General features: G+C 61.4%; 17 protein-coding genes. 11 read left to right on the top strand and 6 right to left on the bottom strand.

Going from position 1 to position 18,137, the window contains the following annotated elements; genetic code table 11:
* The first annotated feature begins 240 nt into the window (after positions 1 to 240).
* On the top strand, positions 241 to 843 hold the full coding sequence (gene recR / locus OKC31_RS17035; protein WP_270657303.1) for a recombination mediator RecR: 603 nt from the start codon (positions 241 to 243) through the stop codon (positions 841 to 843).
* Between the two features lie 164 nt (positions 844 to 1,007).
* Positions 1,008 to 2,921 carry a molecular chaperone HtpG gene (gene htpG, locus OKC31_RS17030; RefSeq protein WP_064337750.1) on the top strand — a complete coding sequence of 638 codons (1,914 nt, stop codon included), beginning with the start codon at positions 1,008 to 1,010 and terminating at the stop codon, positions 2,919 to 2,921.
* 105 nt (positions 2,922 to 3,026) lie between these two features.
* Here htpG and OKC31_RS17025 read toward each other — a convergent pair whose 3' ends face one another.
* From OKC31_RS17025 to pspF, 6 genes are all read right to left on the bottom strand, one after another.
* Positions 3,027 to 3,812: a peptide ABC transporter ATP-binding protein gene (locus tag OKC31_RS17025; protein ID WP_005333681.1), complete on the bottom strand. Its 786-nt coding sequence runs from the start codon at positions 3,810 to 3,812 to the stop codon at positions 3,027 to 3,029.
* A gap of 34 nt (positions 3,813 to 3,846) precedes the next feature.
* On the bottom strand, positions 3,847 to 4,845 hold the full coding sequence (locus tag OKC31_RS17020) for a peptide ABC transporter ATP-binding protein (protein WP_005333679.1): 999 nt from the start codon (positions 4,843 to 4,845) through the stop codon (positions 3,847 to 3,849).
* Positions 4,845 to 5,738 (bottom strand): ABC transporter permease subunit, encoded by an 894-nt coding sequence (locus OKC31_RS17015; protein WP_005333677.1) that lies wholly within the window; start codon positions 5,736 to 5,738, stop codon positions 4,845 to 4,847. The genes OKC31_RS17020 and OKC31_RS17015 overlap by 1 nt, the downstream gene beginning before the upstream one ends.
* Positions 5,739 to 5,773: 35 nt before the next feature.
* The gene (locus OKC31_RS17010) at positions 5,774 to 6,733 is read right to left on the bottom strand and encodes an ABC transporter permease (protein ID WP_005333676.1); all 960 of its coding nucleotides are present in this window, start codon (positions 6,731 to 6,733) and stop codon (positions 5,774 to 5,776) included.
* 2 nt (positions 6,734 to 6,735) lie between these two features.
* Entirely contained in the window at positions 6,736 to 8,331 is a 1,596-nt protein-coding gene (sapA, locus tag OKC31_RS17005) for an ABC transporter substrate-binding protein SapA (protein WP_041202111.1), read from the bottom strand.
* A gap of 108 nt (positions 8,332 to 8,439) precedes the next feature.
* A complete protein-coding gene (gene pspF / locus OKC31_RS17000; protein ID WP_005333674.1) occupies positions 8,440 to 9,468 on the bottom strand; it encodes a phage shock protein operon transcriptional activator in 1,029 nt (342 codons plus the stop codon).
* Positions 9,469 to 9,664: 196 nt separating this feature from the next.
* On the opposite strand from pspF, the gene pspA reads away from it, so the two are divergent.
* The 9 genes from pspA to OKC31_RS16955 all read left to right on the top strand — a co-directional run bounded on the left by pspA (position 9,665) and on the right by OKC31_RS16955 (position 18,111).
* Positions 9,665 to 10,351 carry a phage shock protein PspA gene (gene pspA, locus OKC31_RS16995; protein WP_064341193.1) on the top strand — a complete coding sequence of 229 codons (687 nt, stop codon included), beginning with the start codon at positions 9,665 to 9,667 and terminating at the stop codon, positions 10,349 to 10,351.
* Between the two features lie 3 nt (positions 10,352 to 10,354).
* Positions 10,355 to 10,591 carry an envelope stress response membrane protein PspB gene (gene pspB, locus OKC31_RS16990; protein ID WP_005333672.1) on the top strand — a complete coding sequence of 79 codons (237 nt, stop codon included), beginning with the start codon at positions 10,355 to 10,357 and terminating at the stop codon, positions 10,589 to 10,591.
* Positions 10,588 to 10,992 (top strand): envelope stress response membrane protein PspC, encoded by a 405-nt coding sequence (gene pspC / locus OKC31_RS16985; protein ID WP_005333670.1) that lies wholly within the window; start codon positions 10,588 to 10,590, stop codon positions 10,990 to 10,992. Before pspB ends, pspC begins: the two co-directional genes overlap by 4 nt.
* A 101-nt stretch (positions 10,993 to 11,093) precedes the next feature.
* Positions 11,094 to 12,500, top strand: coding sequence for a YcjX family protein (locus OKC31_RS16980; RefSeq protein ID WP_270657301.1), 1,407 nt, complete (start codon positions 11,094 to 11,096; stop codon positions 12,498 to 12,500).
* A 53-nt stretch (positions 12,501 to 12,553) separates the two neighbouring features.
* Positions 12,554 to 13,585 (top strand): YcjF family protein, encoded by a 1,032-nt coding sequence (locus OKC31_RS16975; protein ID WP_270657299.1) that lies wholly within the window; start codon positions 12,554 to 12,556, stop codon positions 13,583 to 13,585.
* 190 nt (positions 13,586 to 13,775) lie between these two features.
* Complete coding sequence (locus tag OKC31_RS16970) at positions 13,776 to 14,699, top strand: LysR family transcriptional regulator (RefSeq protein ID WP_019444923.1); 924 nt, start codon at positions 13,776 to 13,778, stop codon at positions 14,697 to 14,699.
* Positions 14,700 to 14,896: 197 nt separating this feature from the next.
* Entirely contained in the window at positions 14,897 to 16,042 is a 1,146-nt protein-coding gene (locus tag OKC31_RS16965) for an ABC transporter substrate-binding protein (RefSeq protein WP_019444922.1), read from the top strand.
* Between the two features lie 90 nt (positions 16,043 to 16,132).
* A complete protein-coding gene (locus OKC31_RS16960; protein ID WP_005361169.1) occupies positions 16,133 to 17,146 on the top strand; it encodes an ABC transporter ATP-binding protein in 1,014 nt (337 codons plus the stop codon).
* Complete coding sequence (locus tag OKC31_RS16955; protein WP_005346227.1) at positions 17,143 to 18,111, top strand: ABC transporter permease; 969 nt, start codon at positions 17,143 to 17,145, stop codon at positions 18,109 to 18,111. The genes OKC31_RS16960 and OKC31_RS16955 overlap by 4 nt, the downstream gene beginning before the upstream one ends.
* The last annotated feature ends 26 nt before the right edge of the window (positions 18,112 to 18,137 follow it).

Below are 18,137 nucleotides of genomic sequence, written 5' to 3'. Positions count from 1 at the left end.
TTATATTTGTGCTGTGATGTACGAGAATGAGGGTTCGAATCCCTCCCTCACCGCCACATTGCAAAGCCCTGATGGAAACATCAGGGCTTTTTGCTATCCGCGTTTTTGCGAGTGCTGTGGGCAAGCCGATGGCGATGGGCGGCGGGCTCGGGTATAGTCCTGCGCCAATGGCGTTATCCTGTTTTGCTGACCCGTCGTGGCCCTGGTGGTGGCGAGGGGCAGGCCCGTGTAAGGAGTGTTATGAAGTTCAGTCCCCTGCTCGATGAGATGATGAAAGCCCTGCAGGTATTGCCTGGGGTGGGGCCCAAGTCTGCCCAGCGGATGGCCTTTACCCTGCTCGAGCGTGAGCGCAGCGGCGGTTTGCGGTTGGCCCAGTTGCTCTCTCGCGCCCTGACCGAGATTGGCCACTGTAGCCACTGTCGCACCTTTACCGAGAACGATCGCTGCGATATCTGCGTCAATCCCAAGCGGGAAGAGAACGGTCTGCTCTGTGTGGTGGAGAGCCCGGCGGACGTGGCCGCCATCGAACAGACCGGTCAGTTTTCTGGTCGTTACTTTGTGCTGATGGGCCATCTGTCGCCACTCGATGGTATCGGCCCGGAGGAGCTGGGGCTCGATATTCTCGAGCGCCGTCTGAAGGAAGAGCACATCAGCGAGCTGATCCTCGCCACCAATCCCACCATTGAAGGGGATGCCACCGCCTGGTATATCGCTGATATGGCCCGCACCGCCGGGGTAGAGGTGAGCCGCATCGCCCACGGGGTGCCGGTAGGGGGCGAGCTGGAGCTGGTGGATGGCACCACGCTCTCCCACTCCCTGATGGGTCGCCAGCGCCTCAAGTAAGGGGCGGGTGGCGGCAAGTCGCGAAAAACTGAACATAAAATCGGCGGTTACACGCCAACAGGGGGCGAATGAGCAGGATTGCACATTCGCCCCCTTGATATTTGGATCGCTGTCCCCATCTAGGTTGGGCATATGTTCAACCCGATGTTTCTGAGGATTGGTCCATGACCCAAAGTGTTCATGCCGAAACCCACGGCTTTCAGACTGAAGTCAAACAACTGCTGAGCCTGATGGCTCACAGCCTCTACTCCAACAAAGAAGTATTCCTGCGCGAGCTGATCTCCAACGCATCCGATGCGGCGGACAAGCTGCGCTTCAAGGCGCTTTCCGATGCCTCTTTGTTCGAAAACGACGGCCAGTTGCGTGTGCGTCTGGTGGTGGACAAAGAGAAGCGTACCCTGACCATCTCCGATAACGGGATCGGTATGACCCGTGATCAGGTGATTGAGCACCTGGGTACCATCGCCAAGTCCGGCACCGCAGAATTCTTCAAAAACCTCTCCGGCGATCAGGGTAAGGATTCCCAGCTGATCGGCCAGTTCGGGGTCGGTTTCTACTCCGCCTTTATCGTGGCCGACAAGGTGACCGTGGTGTCCCGCGCCGCCGGTACTGCTCCGGAGCAGGGCGTACAGTGGGAATCGGAAGGGGAAGGCTCCTTCACCGTCGCTGATGTGACCAAAGAGGGTCGCGGTACCGATGTCATCCTGCACCTGCGTGCCGAAGAGGACGAGTTCCTCGACGACTGGCGTCTGCGCTCCGTGGTGGGCAAATATTCCGATCACATCAGCGTACCGGTCGAGATGTTCAAAGAGGGTACCCCGGATCGCGAAGAGGATGGCGAGACCATCGTCGGCACCCCGGGCGAGTGGGAGCAGGTCAACCGCGCCACGGCACTGTGGACCCGCAACCCGAAAGATATCAAGGACGAGGAGTATCAGGAGTTCTACAAGCACGTCGCCCACGACTTTGAAGATCCGCTGCTGTGGGGTCACAACCGGGTGGAAGGGGCGCAAGAGTACACCAGCCTGCTCTACGTACCGGCCCGCGCACCGTTCGACCTCTACAACCGCGAGCAGAAGCACGGTCTGAAGCTCTATGTGCAGCGCGTCTTCATCATGGATGACGCCGAGCAGTTTATGCCGACCTACCTGCGCTTCGTCAAAGGGGTGCTGGACTCCAACGATCTGCCGCTCAACGTCAGCCGTGAAATCCTGCAGGACAACAAGGTGACCGCCTCCCTGCGCAAGGCTTGCTCAAAGCGCGTGTTGACCATGCTCTCCAAGCTGGCGAAAGACGATGCCGAGAAGTACGCCAAGTTCTGGAAAGAGTTCGGTAACGTGCTCAAAGAGGGCCCGGCCGAGGATTACGCCAACCGCGAAGAGATCGCCAAGCTCCTGCGTTTTGCCAGCACCGCTGGCGAGGGCGAAGCCCAGACCGTCTCTCTCGAGGATTACGTTGGTCGCATGAAGGAAGGCCAGCAGAAGATCTACTACATCACTGCTGACTCCTATGCCGCTGCCAAGAACAGCCCGCACCTCGAGATCTTCCGCAAGAAGGGTGTCGAAGTGCTGCTGATGTGGGAGCGCGTGGACGAGTGGCTGATGAGCCACCTGACCGAGTTCGACGGCAAGCAACTTATCTCCGTCACCCGTGGCGAACTGGATCTCGGCGATCTGGAAGACGAAGCCTCCAAGCAGGCCCAGATCGATGCCGAGAAGGCCAACGCCGGTCTGGTGGAGCGGGTCAAGAAGAGCCTGGGCGATGCAGTGAAAGAGGTGCGTGTCACTCACCGTCTGACCGACTCCCCCTCCTGCATCGTCACCGACGCTTACGGTATGAGCACCCAGATGATCAAGCTCATGCGTGCGGCCGGCCAGCCGGTACCGGAGCAGAAGTACATTCTGGAGCTCAACCCTGACCATGCGCTGGTGAAGAAACTCGACACCATTGAAGACGAGGCACTGTTCGGTGAGTGGGTCACCCTGCTGCACGAACAGGCCCAGCTGGCCGAGCAGGGCGGGCTGAACGATCCGGCGAGCTTCGTCTCCCGCATCAACCGTCTGCTGCTGCAAGCCTAAGCAGCAACGCCGGTAACAGAAAGCCCACTGCATGCAGTGGGCTTTTTTGATCCCGCCGAGTGAGATCGGCGAAACACAGCGGCAAGGGAGGCGGCCAGCGCCTCTCTATTTGCGGTATTCGTTGTTGTAGTTCTGGATGAGACGGCGAGTCACCTCATGTTGGGGATCGGCAAACACTTTGAGGGTCTTGCCGCGCTCCACCACCCGACCTTCGTGCATTACCAGCACCTCGTCGCTGATATGGCTGACGATACCCAGATCGTTGGCGACCAACACATAGCTCAGCCCCATGGTCTCCTGCATCTCCAGCAGCAGATTGATGATCTGGGAGCGTACCGAGATATCCAGAGTGGAGAGCGCCTCATCGGCCACCACTATCTTGGGGTTGAGGATCAGCGCCCGCGCCAGCGCCACCCGCTGCTGCTGACCGGAGGAGAGCATCTGCGGATAGAACAGGGCGTGATCCGGCAGCATCCCCACCATACGCAGGGTCTGCACCACCTTCTCGCGGCGCTCCTCTTCAGTCATCTCGGTGTTGAGGCGCAGTGGGGTTTCCAGGATCTGGCCGACCCGGATCTTGCGGTTCAGCGAGGTGTTGGGATCCTGAAAAATCATCCGCAGCAGTTTGCAGCGAGTCTGGTAATCGCCATGCACCATCAGCTGGCCGTCGATGGCGATGTCGCCGCTGGTGGGTTCGATCATGCCAGCCAGAATGCGGGCGAGGGTACTCTTGCCGGAGCCTGCCTCGCCGACGATGGCGAGGGTCTGGCCCACTTCGAGGTCGAACGAGAGGGGCTTGATCGCCTCCACCGCCTGACGACGGAACAGACCGGTACGGTTCTGGTAGGTTTTGCTAAGGCCTCTGACCTGCAACAGGGACGGCTCGATCACAAGCGGGGCTCCTTCATGGGGGCATTAACGGTCATCATTTTTTTGGCTCCTCCATGTTCAGCGGGAAGTGACAGCTGAACTGATGGCCCTTGATCTTGTTCATCAACGGAGTTTGCACGCACTGCTTCTGGGCGTAGGGGCAGCGCGGCCCCAGACGGCAGCCGATGGGCAGGTGTTGCAGCGGCGGGATGACGCCGGGCAGGGTCTCGAGGCGCGACTTGTGGCGCACCAGCTTGTCAAAGTCGGGGATCGATTTGAGCAGGGCATCGGTATAGGGGTGATGCGGGGTCTCGAGGATCTGCTCCCGGGTGCCCACTTCCACCATCTGGCCGCAATACATCACGTTGATGGTGTCGGTCAGGTTGGCGATGGCGGCGATGTCGTTGCTGATGATCAGGATGGTGGTATTACCCAGCTTGTTCATCTTGTCCAGCAGTCGCAGGATCTGGGAGTGGGTGGTGGACTCCATGGCGCTGGTGGGCTCGTCGGCTACCAGCAGACGCGGCTGGTTGGCAATGGCCATGGCGATCATCACCTTCTGGCACATGCCATCCGACAGCTCGTGGGGATAGGCGCGCATCACCTTGCGGTGATCCTTGACGCCAACCCGGTGCAGCAGGGCGATGGCCTTTTTCTTGCGCCACTGGAAGCGTTGCCAGAATTGCCCCTCGAACGAATCGGTCGGGATCGCCTCTTCCAGCTGGGTGCCGATCTCCTCGGAGGGATCGAGACAGCTGATGGGGTCCTGGAAGATCATGGCGATCTCGCGACCCATGATGCGACGGCGCTCCTTGGGGGCCATGGTCAGCAGATCCATGTCGTTGAAGCGCATCCGGTCGGCACGTACCGTCCAGTTGTCCTTCTCGATGCCGACGATCACTTTGGCGATCAGACTTTTACCGGAGCCGGATTCACCCACCAGACCGCGGATCTCCCCCTCGGTCAGGGTCAGGCTCACCTTGTCCACCGCCTTGACCTTGCCTTGCGGGGTGTCGATCTCGATGGTGAGATTGCGAATATCGAGCAGCGGCATCAGTCATTCCCCTCTTTGAGTGCTTCACGAATGCCTTCACCAACTAAATTGGTCACCAGCACGCTGAACAGGATGGCGATGCCGGGCAGGGTGACGGTCCAGGGGGCGAGATAGATAAGGTCGCTCGAATCGGCCAGCATGGTGCCCCACTCCGGTTGGGGAGACTGGGCGCCGAGGCCAAGAAAACCGACCGCCGAGATATCGAGAATGGCCGCCGACAAGGTGCGGGTGGTCTGGGCCACCAGGGTCTCGACAATGTTGGGCAAAATAGCCAGCCGCATGATCCGGAAGGGGGGCGAGCCATCGAGGCGGCTGGCGGTGATGTACTCCTTCTGCATCTCGGCATGCACTGCGTTGTAGGTGGCCCGGATAAAGGGCGGGATCAAGGCGAGCGTAATGGCTATCAGGGTATTGCCAAAACCCGGCCCCATGATGGCGACCATGATGATGGCCATCAGCAGGGAAGGGATGGAGAGCAGGGTATCGAGCAGGTGGTGCAGCACGCTCGATTTAAGTCCCTTGCTCATGCCGCCGAGGATACCGATGGCGGAGCCCACCACCATGGCGATCACCACCACGACCAGCGCATAACCGAAAGTGAGGCGCGCCCCCACCACCAGCCGGGAGAGCATGTCGCGCCCCAGATCGTCGGTGCCGAGGAAGTAGTCGATGTTGCCGGTCGCCGCCCACGAGGGGGCGAGCAGCAGCTTGTCGGTGTGCTGTTCATCGATGCCGTAGGGGACGACCAGCGGCCCCACCAGCGTGATGAGCAGCAACAGCAAAAAGCACCAAAGCCCTGCCATCGCCAGCGGATTGCGGCTGTAGGAGGCCCACGTCTGCTCAAGGGGCGAGAGGATCTTGAGCTCGGGATAGATGTTCGATTTATCTTGCATAGGATACCTGGCTCCTGGTCACGCCATGAGCGCGTTCAATCTTGTTTGGCATACAACTCTTTGCGCCGTGCCGGATAGATAAGGGTGGTCAGCAACTCGGTACTGACGCTGGTCAGGATCACGAAACTGGCGACCACCAGGGTCGCGCCGCGAATGGCGGCGTAATCCTGCAGGGCGATGCTGCTGATGAGCCAGCGGCCGATCCCGTGCCACTCGAACACCACCTCGGTGATCATGGCGGAGGTGAGCACGCTACCCAGTTGCAGACCCAGCAGCGGCAGTACCGGCGGCAGGGCGTTCTTCAGACCATGGCGCCAGACGATCTGCGCCTTGGAAAGGCCCCGGCTCGCCGCCGCCTTGATGTAGTTCTGCTTCATCACGTCGATGAGGGAACTGCGCACATGGCGGATCACCTCGGTAGTGGGCACCACCGCCAGCACCAGTGACGGAAGGATCAGGTGGCGCAGGGCATCGTGCAGCGCCGCTTGCCGCCAGGGTTCGTTGCTGAGCAGCACATCGATCACCGCGATGCCCGTGATGGGGGGCACGTCGTAGAGCAGGCTGATCTGCCCGGAGGCTGGCAACCAGCCGAGATCCAGCGAAAAGAGCATTACCACCAGCAGCGCCAGCCAGAACACCGGCACCGCATAGCCGATAAGACCGGCAGTCATGATGGAGAGATCCAGCGTCTTGCCCTGTGACAGGGCCGCCAGGGTGCCGAGAGGAATGCCCACCAGCAGCGAGATGGCGAACGCCGCCAGACAGAGGATCAGGGTCGCCGGGAAGTAGTGACGGATCTCGTCCAGCACCGGCAGCCCGGAGACGCTGGAGAGCCCCAGGTCACCTGCGAAAATGCGGCGCAGGAAGTCGGGATAGCCGCTCCAGAAGCTGAGCTGATGGCCGATCAGCCGATAGTCCAGCAGATAGGCGACAAAGGTCAGCGCCAGCAGAGTGATAAGCAGCAGGTTGATGCGGCGCAAGGTGTATAGAAGCATGCTTACTCCCTGTGAGCCTGGTTGAAGGAGGTGCCGCCAAAGGGCATCAGCGTCAGCCCCTCGATGTCGCTGCGGCTGACCTGGGTACGCAAGGCGTGCGCCAGCGGGATCAGCGGCAGCTGTTCGTTAAGCAGGGTCTGGGCATAGTAGTAGTTACGCAGCCGGAACGAGAGCTGGGGCGTGGTGACCGCATCATCCAGCAACTGATCGAAGGCCGGGCTGCACCAGCGGCTGTAGTTGTTGCCGCGCTCCACTGCCGAGCAGCTCAGCAGCTGGCGGAAGAAGTTGTCCGGATCGGCGTTGTCGGCAATCCAGCCGGAGAGCAGGCTGTCGTACTGCCCCTTGGTGAGGCGGCCTTCGATCACCGGCCACTCCCGTTGCACGATCTTGAGCTTGATCCCGACCTTGGCCAGATCGCTGCGGATCAGCTGGGCGGTCTTGACCGCATCCGGGTTGTAGGGGCGGGCGTCCGGCTGTACCAGCACCTGCATCTCGAACCCTTTCTCCAGACCCGCCTCCTTGAGCAGCTGGCGCGCCCGTTTCAGATCGGGTTTGCGCTCGGGCAGGCTGGGGTTGTACCCCCATGAGAGGGTCGGCAGCAGGCTGTTGGCGGGCAGACCGGTATCGAAATAGACCGCCTGCAGCAGGTTGTCGATATTGATGGCGCTGGCAATGGCCTGCCGCACCTTGACGTTGTTGAACGGCGGCTTGCGGGTATTGAGGGCCAAAAAGGCGACGTTCATCCCCGACTGGACCGAGAGGCTCAGCGCCGGATTTTGCTTGATCACTGAGAGCTGGCTGGCGGAAGGGGTGCTCATCACGTCGCACTCGCCGGTCAGCAGCTTGGCCAGCCGTTTGGCGGATTTGGGGGTGATGTCGTAGACCAGCTGTTCAATCTTGGCATCGCCGCCCCAATAGCCGGGGTGGCGCAGATAGCGGATGAACTCGTTGTGGCGATACTCCTTGAAGCTGAACGGTCCGGTGCCGATGGGGCGGCTATCCAGCAGGGCTGGCGTACCCGCCTGCAACATCTGCTCGGCGTATTCGGCGGAGAGGATCACCGCATAGTCACTGGCCAGGGTGGCGAGGAAGGAGGCGTTCGGCTGGTTCAGCTCGAATACCACCGTCTGCGGCCCCTTCTTGCTCACCCGCTTGATCAGCAGATCTTGCCCCAGGCTGTAGAAGTAGGGGTAATCGCCGCCGGACACATTGTGATAGGGGTGCTGCTCGTCAAGCTGGCGGGCATAGGTGAAGACCACGTCATCGGCATTGAAAGTGCGGGTGGGCTTGAACCAGGGGGTATGGTGAAACGTCACCCCCTTGCGCAGGGTCAGGGTATAGGTGAGGCCATCCTCGCTGACATGCCAGTTGGTGGCGAGCGCTGGCTCCAGCGCCAGGGTGTTGGGGTTCACCTCCAGCAGGCGGTCGTAGAGCGGACGGGCACTGGCATCCAGTGTCACCCCGGAGTTGGAAACATGGGGATTGAAGGAGAGGGGGGATCCCTCAGCACAATAGATGAGTCCGGTTTTGGAGGCCTCGGGTTGCTTCTGGCAGCCGGTGACCAGCACCAGCAGACCCAGCAGCAAGGGTGTGAGCATTCTCATTGTTGAACCATGTTCTTATAGGGGGTTTGTACGCACGTTTTGATACAAATGTGCCAGCGCGAAGGCTGGCGTGTTGCTGGAGTCGGCATCAACCGCGCTCCTTCACTCTTGTTCTGCATCGTTATCGCCATCCAGCAGCTGATATTTGCGTAGCATGCCACGGAACTGGTGATAGCTTAAGGCCAGCAGTTGAGCGGCTTTGCGCTGATTATACTGGGATTGCTGCATCGCTTGCTTGAGTAAATTAATCTCGTACTCCGCCACCGCCTGCTTGAGATCGAGCGGCAAGGCGAGGGGGGATGCAGATTGTACCTCGCTTCGTGCCTCTTGCGCAGGTTGCGTGACCTGTGGTCGCCAGGGGGAATCAAACGGGTTGAGCACCAGGGTCGAGAGCGGCAGCTGGGGATTACCCTGACGATAGATACTGCGCTCCACCACGTTCTTCAGCTCTCTCACATTGCCCGGCCAGTGGTAATCCAGCAGCAACTGGGTCGCCTTGCGCGAGAAACCGGCAAACAGCGGATAGCCCAGCTCCCGGGTCATGCTGTGGGCGAAGTGCTCCGCCAGCATCAGGATATCTTCCCGCCGCTCCCGCAAGGGGGGGAGGGTGATCACATCAAACGCGAGCCGGTCGAGCAGATCGTGGCGAAACTGCCCCTTGTCGGCCAACGCAGGGAGATCCTCGTTGGTGGCGCAGACCAGTCGCACATCCACCTTGAGGGGCTTGGCCCCACCCACCCGCTCGAACTCGCCATACTCGATGACTCGCAGCAGCTTCTCCTGCACCCGGGCGCTGGTGGTGGCCAGCTCGTCAAGGAACAGGGTGCCGCCATCGGCCCGCTCGAAGCGGCCTTGGTGGCGCTTGGCTGCACCGGTAAACGACCCCGCCTCGTGACCGAACAGCTCGGTCTCCAGCAGGCTCTCGCTCAGGGTGGCGCAGTTGATGGTGACAAAGCTTTGATCCCAGCGCGCCGAGAGATAATGTAGGCGGTGGGCGATCAGCTCCTTGCCCGTCCCCCGCTCACCGATGATCAGCACGGGTTTGCGCAGCGGGGCGAGCCGTGAGGCCTGCTCAATGATCTCGAGAAATGCGTTGGATTCCCCCAGCAGGCTTTCCGTGGCCGTGGTCATAGTGATCCCTGTCAGTTGTAAAAGCTGGTCAATCTTACCAAAAGTTGGTGATTTTAATCATCACTTGCGCGAGGCATCTTGCAATCTGGCTATTCTGCCCCATATAAATCAACAAGTTAAATTTTGTTCCAGATTGGCACACAAGTTGCCATTGTCAATGGAGAAACAACGCCATGCCAATAACAGGAGTGCAATCATGAGTATTTTTTCCCGTCTGGCCGACATCATCAATTCCAACCTGACGGCCCTGCTCGACAAGGCAGAAGATCCCCAGAAGATGGTGCGCCTGATCATCCAGGAGATGGAGGACGAGCTGGTCAAGGAGCGTTCCAATCTGGCCCGCTTCCTCGCCAGCCAGAAAGAGATTGGTCGTCAGGTCGCCCGTCATCAGGAGCGGGTCGACGAGTGGCAAGCCAAGGCCGAGCTGGCCCTGACCAAGGGACGTGAAGATCTGGCCCGCGCCGCCCTTATCGAGAAGAAGAAACAGACCGAGTTGTCAGAGACCCTCTACCGCGAGCAGCAGGCGGTCGACAGCGGCATCGAGAAGCTGGGTGAGGAGATCCGCCAGCTCGAAGCCAAGCTGGAAGATGCCCGCGCCCGTCAAAAGGCGATGGCCATTCGCACCGAAGCGGCCAGCAGCCGTCTCAATGTGCAGAGCCAGGTAGCCCGTGGCGAGAGCCAGGCGGTGGTGAGCAAGTTTGAGCGGATGGAGCGTCGCATCGACGAAATGGAAGCGCGCGCCGATCTGGGTCAGTCCGACAAGGCGCTGGCGCAGCAGTTTGCCGAGCTGGAAGTGGACGATCAGATAAGCAAAGAGCTGGAGGCGATGCGCCAGAAGCTGGGTCAGGGCGACAGCAAAAGCGAAGGCAAACAGGGGGAGTAACAGATGGAAGATCTGCTGGGCGTATTGATGGTTCCCATGGTGGTCTTCATGGTGGTGGTGGCTCCCATCTGGCTGGTGCTGCACTATCGTGCCAAGGGGCGGATTGGCGCCGGTCTTGCCGATAGCGAGCGGGAACAGCTGCAAGGGCTGCTGGCTCGCACCGAGAAGATGCAGGAGCGAGTTGGCGCGCTGGAGTCGATTCTGGATGCGGAAGTACCCGGTTGGAGGAACAAGGTATGAGCAGTGTCAGTCGTGAAGGGCGTAACCTCTATCGCGATCCCCAGCGTGGCAAGATAGCCGGGATCTGTGCCGGTTTGGCAGAGTATTTCGGGGTGGAGACCTGGATCGTGCGGCTGCTCGCCATCAGTGGCCTTATCTTCGCCGGTTTCATTACCTTCACCGCCTATATCGCTGCCTGGTTCTTGCTCGACAAAAAGCCGGTCACCCTCTATTCGCAAGAGGATGCCGACTTTGCCGAGGTGCGGATGAAGGCGCGCAGCTGGCAGGCGGGGATCACCCCTCATCAGGCGCTGGGCCGCATCGCGCAGGAACTTGACGCGCTGGAGCCCAGAGTTCAGCGGATCGAGAAGCTGGTGACCTCCAGGGAGTTCACCCTGCAGCGGGAGTTTCGCAAGCTGTAGTTCTTGCTGAAGCCCCCATGTCGATGGCGGCGCCTCCCGTGATGCGCCACCATCGACACCAGCTATCCAGATGCAACCACCAAGGGAGAACGGGTCAAGCCTTGATACTCAATAAACTGGAACAGAAGTTGACTCGCCTGCAACACAAGGCGAACGACGTGGTGAACCGGGTGCGGGATCGCCATATTCGGCTGGCGGTGACCGGCCTCTCTCGCAGCGGCAAAACCGCCTTTATCACGGCGCTGGTCAACCAGCTGGAGCACGCGGCCATCGACGGCCGTTTGCCGTTGTGGGATGCCCTGCGTCAAGGGCGCATCCTCGGCGCCCGCCGGGTGCCGCAGCTCAATGCCCACATCCCCACCTTTGCCTACGAGCGTGGTCTCGACTCCCTGTTTGGCGATCCACCTGCCTGGCCCGAGCCCACCCGCGGCGTGGCCGAGGTGCGCCTCGAAATCCGCTATCGCACCCGTCATCCTCTGCGCAAGCATCTGGGGGAGATCTCCACCCTCTACGTGGATCTGGTGGACTACCCCGGGGAGTGGCTGCTCGACTTGCCGCTCCTTGAGATGAGTTACGAGCAGTGGAGCGAACAGGTGCGCGAGCAGCTTCGTCGCCCAGAGCTGCAGGCACTTGCCGCCAGCTGGCTGACACCCGGGTGGCAGGTCGATCAGCGCTTCGAAGAGCGGCCGGTGGCTGAGCTTGCCGAGCGCTACACCGCCTATCTGCATGCCTGCAAACAGGAGTTGGGATTGCACCTTATTCAACCCGGTCGCTTCGTGTTGCCGGGGGAGTATGCCGGTGCCCCCATGCTGCAATTTGTCCCCTGGGTGTGGGAGATGCCTGACAGCGAGCCCGCTGATGGCACCCTCTACGCCACCCTCAGGCAGCGCTTCGAGCAGTACAAACAGCATCTGGTGCAGGGTTTTTATGAGCAGCACTTTGCCGGCTTTGATCGCCAGATCGTGCTGGTGGATTGCCTGCAGCCTCTCAACGCCGGGGCGGCCAGCTTTGGCGACATGCAGCAGGCCATCGCCCGCATCATGGAGAGCTTTGCCTACGGCAAGAGCAACTGGTGGCGGCGACTCTTCTCGCCCCGTATCGACAAGCTGCTGTTTGTGGCGAGCAAGGCCGATCACGTCACCCCCGAACAGCATGCCCCCATGGTCTCGCTGCTGCAGCATCTGGTGCGCAGCGGCCGTGGTCAGGCCCGTTTTGAGGGGATCACCACCGAGTGTCTGGCGCTCGCCGCCATCAAGGCGACCGAGGTGGGCAAGGGGGTGGCCAATGGCCGCGAGTTCCCCGCCATCCGTGGCACCAGCCTGAACGGTGAGCCGCTGCTGCTATTCCCCGGGGAGGTGCCGCCCCATATTCCGCCTGTGCAGTGGTGGAACAGTCAGGGCTTTGATTTTCAGGCGTTTCGCCCCATGCCCATGAGCGCCCATCAGGCGTTGCCCCATATCCGGCTTGATGCGGCGCTGGAGTTTCTGCTCGGGGATCACCTCGAATAACGGTGTGCGGTCTTGGCACCTGAGCCGAAGGCTGCGCACAGGAGAACAATGCGATGAACGATCAGATAAAAGAGCGGCCACCACTGCAGGGCAAGGTGATCCTTGAGCCTGCCATGACGGTGGCCAGTGACGAGCGACCGCCCGCACCGGCCCAGCGGCTGGAGGAGGCGAGTTTCGAGCGCCTCGACGAGCTGGACGAGTTCACCGAGGTGGAGAGCGCCCTCGTCATCAAACCGCGTCGCCGTCATCGGCTGCTGGCGTGGGGGCTGGGGGCGGTCGGTCTGCTCTCGTTGGGCCAGTATGGCGCCTTTCTTTACGATCAATTCCTCACCACCCCGCTCTGGGGCAGCGCCTGGCTGGCGGCCTCGGCGCTGGTGGCGGCGGGGACAGCCAGCGTGGTGGGGCGCGAGTGGCTGCGGCTGAGCACCCTCAAGCGGCGTCAGGATGTGCGCTCGCGAGCAGAAGATCTGCTTGCTCATCAGGGAGTCGGGCAGGGGCAGGCCTTTTGCGAAGGGTTGGCGGTCAAAAGTGGCGACAAGGGGCGCGAAGGGTATCAAACCTGGCTGGCCCAGCTCGACGAGAGCCACAGCGATCGGGAGGTGCTGACCCTCTATAGCCAGCTGGTGCTCGGCGAGCGCGACAAACTGGCGCAGGCGCGGGTGGCCAAATGGTCGGGGGAGGCCGCGGTGCTGGTGGCGCTAAGCCCGCTCGCCACCGTCGACATGATGCTGATGTTGTGGCGCAACCTGCGGATGATCGAGGATATCGCCGATGTCTATGCCATCGAGCTCGGCTACTGGAGCCGCATACGCCTCATCCGTCAGGTGTTTCGCAACATGCTCTACGCCGGTGCCACCGAGCTGGTGACCGAGGTGGGGATGGACTTGCTGGGCGCCGAGTTCGCCGCCAAGCTCTCTGCCCGCGCGGCGCAAGGGGTGGGGGCCGGGCTGCTCACCGCTCGCCTTGGCCTGCGTACTATAGAGGCGTGCCGCCCGCTGCCCTGGTGTGCGGACGAGAAACCCAAACTCGGCGAGCTGCGCAAGCGGCTGATCGGCCAGCTGGCGGGGTATCTCAACAAATCCTGATAGCCCTGTCTGCACCTTGCTGCGATGACCCATGCCCCTGTCGTGCTCGCCAAGCCGCAGGGGCATGGTTTTAATCGGCAGATCATTGAGTTGGCAGCAGTGCCCGGTTTTGGCGAGACGCCCGTTTACGGTTAAGCTGGCAGTCAATCTTACCAATCGCACCAATAGTACCAATCGGCAAGGATGCCCGATGAACTTTACCTTTCGCCAGATCCGTTATTTTGTGGCCGTGGCCGACAGCTTTTCAGTGAGCCGTGCCGCCGCCGAGCTTCATATCTCTCAGTCGGCGGTTACCAGCGCCATTCGCGAGCTGGAGACCGAGCTCGGCGCACCGCTATTCGAGCGCAATCCGCGCGGCGTCACCCTCACCACCCAGGGCCACCAGTTTTTGCTCCACGCCCGCCGCATTCTCGGCGCCATGACCGAGGCGAGCCACTCCCTCAAAGCAGTAGCCCAGCAGGATCAGGGGCGACTCACCATCGGCGTGACCACCTTGGTGGCGGGTTACTACCTCTCAGAGGCGCTCGGCCGTTTTCGCCGCGCCTTTCCGGCGGTACAGATTGAGGTGAAGGAGGATGAACAGCCTTTTCTGGAGCACCAGATCGTCAACGGCGAGGTGGATGTGGGGATCCTGATGACCAACCGCACCATCCGGCAAGAGGCGTTTGATACCGAATTGCTGACCCGCTCGCCGCTGCGGCTCTGGCTGGCCGCCAACCACCCGCTCTGTGCCGAGTCGACCCTCTCGCTCACCGCGCTGGGGGAGGAGTCGATGATCTCGCTGACCGCCGATCAGCTCGATCAGATCATCGGTGGCGGCCTGCGCCGCTACGGCATCTCCCCCCGTATCGTACTGCGCACCGCGTCGGTGGAGGCGGTGCGCAGTCTGGTGGCGAGCCAGCTCGGGGTCGCCCTGTTGCCCGATTTTGCCTATCGCCCCTGGTCGCTGGAACAGGAGCGGGTCGAGGCGCGCCCCATCAAGGAGCCCATTCCCGCCATCGATATCGGTCTGGTGTGGCGCCGTGGTTCTCGGCTGGATTGGACGGCGCGGGAATTTATCGATATCGCACGGGATCAGAGCCGGTTGCGGGCCCGTCAGGCGCTCCCTCGCTAGCCATCTCTTGCGGGGTAGCCACCAAAAATCAGATTCATCTGCACTCGATATCGATTTAGCTGATACCTGAGCCACCAAAAATTGAAATATTCATCGTATTGCCACTCCCCTAAGCTCATTGCTGGTTAACAGGATGTTAACGCCCATGGTGGCGTTCCTTCACCTGATGCAAGTCAACACAATGCAAGGAGTGCATGATGAAATTGACCCCTCTGATGCTGGCTCTTGTGCCGGCGCTGCTGGCAGGCCAGACCCAGGCTGCCCCGACCGAGCTCGGCAAGGGTGAAGGCCAGCTCAATATCGTGGCCTGGGCTGGCTACGTTGAGCGTGGCGAGACCGACAAGAACTACGACTGGGTGACCGGATTCGAGAAAGAGACCGGCTGCAAGGTGAGCGTCAAGACGGCGGCCACCTCGGACGAGATGGTGGCGTTGATGAACGAGGGGGGCTTCGATCTGGTGACCGCCTCCGGCGATGCCAGTCTGCGTCTGATTGCCGGTGGCAAGGTGCAGGCGCTCAATCTGGCACTCATCCCGAGCTACAGCAAGATTGATCCCCGGCTGCAAAATGCCCCCTGGCACACAGTGGATGGCAAGCACTACGGCGTGCCCTACCAGTGGGGCGGCAATATCCTGATGTACAACACCAAGGTGTTCCCCAAGGCACCGGACTCCTGGAACGTGGTATTCGAGGAGCAGACCCTGGCGGATGGTAAGTCCAACAAGGGGCGGGTGCAGGCCTTTGACGGCCCGATCCACATCGCCGATGCCGCCCTCTATCTAATGACCCATCAGCCCGCGCTGGGCATCAAGGATCCTTACGAGCTGAACGAGGATCAGTACAAGGCCTCCCTCGATCTGCTGCGCAAGCAGCGCCAGCTGGTGGGACGCTACTGGCATGATGCTTTCGTTCAAATCGATGACTTCAAGAACGAAGGGGTGGTCGCGTCAGGCTCCTGGCCGTTCCAGGCCAATGCCCTGATTGCCGACAAGCAACCCATCGCCACCACTGTGCCGAAAGAGGGAGTGACCGGTTGGGCCGATACCAGCATGGTGCACAGCGATGCCAAGAACCTCACCTGCGCTTACAAGTGGCTGGAGCACTCCCTGAGCAACAAGCTGCAGGGGGATCTCGCCGCCTGGTTTGGCTCGGTGCCTGTGGTACCTGCCGCCTGTGAGGGCAATGCCCTGCTGGGCCCGACCGGGTGCAAAACCAACGGTATCGACAACTTCGATCGGGTTCGCTTCTGGCGCACTCCGGTCTCCCAGTGCAAGAGCCAGGGAACTTGCGTGCCCTATTACCGCTGGGTTTCCGACTATATCGCCATTCTGGGTGGTCGCTAAGGCGCTCCGACTCTGCACGACTGCCGAGAGCGGATAATCAAGCGGGCCGGACAGGAGTCCGGCCCATCCCAGTACAGACAAGGATGCCCCATGAACGCCGTACAATTTGACCGGGTCAGCCGCCACTATGGCGAGGTGAAGGCGGTCGACGACATCTCTTTCCAGATCCCCTCCGGGGAATTCTTTACCCTGCTGGGGCCGAGCGGTTCCGGCAAGACCACTTGCCTGCGGATGATCGCGGGCTTCGAGTACCCGAGCGAGGGGGAGATCCGGCTGTTTGGCGAGCCCTGCTCCACCGTGCCGCCCTATGATCGCAACCTCAACACCGTGTTTCAGGACTATGCCCTGTTTCCCAACATGGATGTGCGCGACAACATCGGCTATGGCCTGATGCTCAAGGGGGTCGCCAAGGCGGAGCGTTACCGCAAGGTGGACGAGATGCTGGAGCTGGTGCGACTGCCCGGGGTCGGCAAGCGCCGCCCGAGCCAGCTCTCCGGCGGCCAGCGCCAGCGCATCGCCATCGCCCGGGCGCTTATCAACCAGCCACGCATCCTGCTGCTGGATGAGCCGCTGGGGGCCCTCGATCTCAAACTGCGCGAGCAGATGCAGCTTGAGCTCAAGGCGCTGCAACGCCAGCTGGGCATCACCTTTATCTTCGTCACCCACGATCAGCAGGAGGCGCTCTCCATGAGCGACCGGATCTGCATCTTCAGTCAGGGCAAGATCGAGCAGATCGCTGCGCCCGATACCATCTACGACGCTCCGGCGACGCCGTTTGTGGCCCGCTTCGTTGGCACCGTCAATCTGTTCGAAGGGGAGCAGGCCAGACGGCTGTGCGGTGACGGCAGCCAGATGATGGTGCGCCCGGAGCGGATCCGGCTCGCTGAGGCGGGCACGCCGGGCTGGTCGGGGGAGATCCGCGAGGTGGAGTATCTGGGTCCCTTCGTCCGTTATCGGGTTGATCTCGGGGAGCAGCTCGAGATCATCGTCAACCACCCCAATGAGGGGCAGGCCCGTCTGGCCCGTGGCAGCAGGGTCAGCCTCAGCTGGCCGGAGCAGGCCATCCATCGCCTGAGCGGCGCCCATCAGGGGGCGCAGCCATGAGTGCCCCTCACAGTGCGAGTCTTGCCATGAACCATCAGCCCGAACCTGCCCGTTTCAGGCCGCTGCGGCGCCTCTCGACCCTGCTCTATGGTCGGCCCGGCCTGCTGCTGGCGATCCTGCTGGGGCCGCCGCTGCTGTGGCTCGGCATCATCTATGTCGGCTCCTTGCTGATGCTGCTCTCCAACTCTCTGTTCGGGCTGGACGAGTTCAGCGGTCAGGTGCGCCACGAGCTGGGGCTGCAAAACTTCGTCGCCCTGCTACGGCCGGAGAATCTGGATGTGATCGGCCGCACCGTCGGCATGTCGCTGCTGGTGACCCTGGCCTGCGCCTTGCTCGGTTTTCCGGTTGCCTACTACATGGCACGCTACACCAGTGGCAAGACCCGGGCGCTGTTCTATGTGGGGATCATGCTGCCGCTCTGGTCCAGCTATCTGGTGCGGGTCTACGCCTGGAAGCTGATCTTGGCCAAGGAGGGGGTAGTAAGCTGGCTGGCGGACAGCATGGGGCTGGAGTGGCTGCTCGATGCCATCCTCTCCCTGCCGGTCATCGGGGGGCCGTCGCTCTCTTTTTCGCGGCTCGGCACCTTTATCGTGTTCGTCTATGTCTGGCTGCCCTTCATGATCCTGCCCATTCAGGCGGCGGTGGAGCGTATACCGCGATCCCTCTTGGAGGCGAGCAGCGATCTGGGGGCGACACCCGCCCAGACCTTTCGCAACCTGATCCTGCCGCTGGCGTTGCCCGGTGTGGTGGCGGGCTCCATCTTCACCTTCTCGCTGACCCTCGGTGATTACATCATCCCCGGCATCATTGGCAACTCGACCATGTATATCGGTCAGGTGGTCTACATGCAGCAGGGGACGGCGGGCAACTTGCCCTTTGCCGCCGCCTTCTCGCTGGTGCCGATCCTTATCATCGCCATCTATCTGGCGATTGCGAAACGACTGGGGGCTTTTGATGCGCTTTGACCATCTCGCTCTGAACCGGCAGCAAG

The organism is Aeromonas sp. Y293-4 (genome assembly GCF_027705905.1).
In the GTDB taxonomy this organism is placed as follows: Bacteria; Pseudomonadota; Gammaproteobacteria; order Enterobacterales; family Aeromonadaceae; genus Aeromonas; species Aeromonas veronii.
Note: the sequence above shows the minus strand (reverse complement) of the source record. Positions and strands in the feature narration are given on the sequence as shown.

Excerpts from the sequence above, each read along its gene's own strand:
- pspF (WP_005333674.1), bottom strand. The coding sequence starts at position 9,468 with ATGACCACGGCCACGGAAAGCCTGCTGGGGGAATCCAACGCATTTCTC.
- OKC31_RS16955 (WP_005346227.1), top strand. The coding sequence starts at position 17,143 with ATGAGTGCCCCTCACAGTGCGAGTCTTGCCATGAACCATCAGCCCGAA.
- pspA (WP_064341193.1), top strand. The coding sequence starts at position 9,665 with ATGAGTATTTTTTCCCGTCTGGCCGACATCATCAATTCCAACCTGACG.
- recR (WP_270657303.1), top strand. The coding sequence starts at position 241 with ATGAAGTTCAGTCCCCTGCTCGATGAGATGATGAAAGCCCTGCAGGTA.
- sapA (WP_041202111.1), bottom strand. The coding sequence starts at position 8,331 with ATGCTCACACCCTTGCTGCTGGGTCTGCTGGTGCTGGTCACCGGCTGC.
- htpG (WP_064337750.1), top strand. The coding sequence starts at position 1,008 with ATGACCCAAAGTGTTCATGCCGAAACCCACGGCTTTCAGACTGAAGTC.
- OKC31_RS17010 (WP_005333676.1), bottom strand. The coding sequence starts at position 6,733 with ATGCTTCTATACACCTTGCGCCGCATCAACCTGCTGCTTATCACTCTG.
- OKC31_RS17015 (WP_005333677.1), bottom strand. The coding sequence starts at position 5,738 with ATGCAAGATAAATCGAACATCTATCCCGAGCTCAAGATCCTCTCGCCC.
- OKC31_RS16960 (WP_005361169.1), top strand. The coding sequence starts at position 16,133 with ATGAACGCCGTACAATTTGACCGGGTCAGCCGCCACTATGGCGAGGTG.
- pspB (WP_005333672.1), top strand. The coding sequence starts at position 10,355 with ATGGAAGATCTGCTGGGCGTATTGATGGTTCCCATGGTGGTCTTCATG.
- OKC31_RS16975 (WP_270657299.1), top strand. The coding sequence starts at position 12,554 with ATGAACGATCAGATAAAAGAGCGGCCACCACTGCAGGGCAAGGTGATC.
- pspC (WP_005333670.1), top strand. The coding sequence starts at position 10,588 with ATGAGCAGTGTCAGTCGTGAAGGGCGTAACCTCTATCGCGATCCCCAG.
- OKC31_RS16965 (WP_019444922.1), top strand. The coding sequence starts at position 14,897 with ATGAAATTGACCCCTCTGATGCTGGCTCTTGTGCCGGCGCTGCTGGCA.
- OKC31_RS17020 (WP_005333679.1), bottom strand. The coding sequence starts at position 4,845 with ATGCCGCTGCTCGATATTCGCAATCTCACCATCGAGATCGACACCCCG.
- OKC31_RS16970 (WP_019444923.1), top strand. The coding sequence starts at position 13,776 with ATGAACTTTACCTTTCGCCAGATCCGTTATTTTGTGGCCGTGGCCGAC.